This is a genomic window from Aquabacterium sp. A7-Y (assembly GCF_026153205.1).
Taxonomy (GTDB): Bacteria; Pseudomonadota; Gammaproteobacteria; order Burkholderiales; family Burkholderiaceae_C; genus Caldimonas.
Genome location: NZ_JAPFBW010000103.1, coordinates 1 through 540 on the forward strand (window position 1 = coordinate 1; position 540 = coordinate 540).

Annotated in this window: 1 pseudogene; it reads right to left on the minus strand. The window is 73.1% G+C overall.

Annotation, left to right across the window (positions count from 1 at the left end):
• Positions 1 to 514, minus strand: a pseudogene (locus OOT46_RS30715) (heme utilization protein); the annotation flags it as partial.
• Positions 515 to 540 lie beyond the last annotated feature (26 nt).

A 540-nucleotide genomic window follows, 5' to 3' on the forward strand; every position in this document is an offset into this window, starting at 1 on the left:
CGGTGCTGAGCGCGACCAGATCGGCGGTCTGGATGGCGGCGACCTGGGCCGTCGTCAGCGCGGCGACCTGGGCCGTGCCGAGAGCGGCGAACTGCGAGGTGGTGAGGCCGACGATCTGGCCGGTGGTCAGCGAGGCGATCTGGTTGGTGCTGAAGGCCGCCAGCTGGCTGGTGGCCAACGAGGCGATGGCCGACGAGCTCAGGGCGCGCAGGTCGCTGGTTTCCAGCGCAGCCATCTGGGTGGTACTGAAGGCCGCCAGCTGGGCGCTGCTCAGCGCCGAGACCTGGGCGGTGGTCAGCGCGCGGATGTCGGCGGTCTCCATCGCGGCGACCTGGGTGGTCGTCAGTGCGGCCACCTGGTTCGTGCCGAGCGCCGCGACCTGGGCGGTGCCCAGCGCGGCGATGGCGGCGGTGCCGAGGGCGGCGATGTTGGCGGTCGTCAGCGCGCGCAGGTCGGCGGTTTCGATCGCGGCGATCTGCGTGGTGCCGAGGGCGGCCAGCTGGGCGCTGCTCAAGGCAGCGGCCTGCGCGGTGGTCAGGG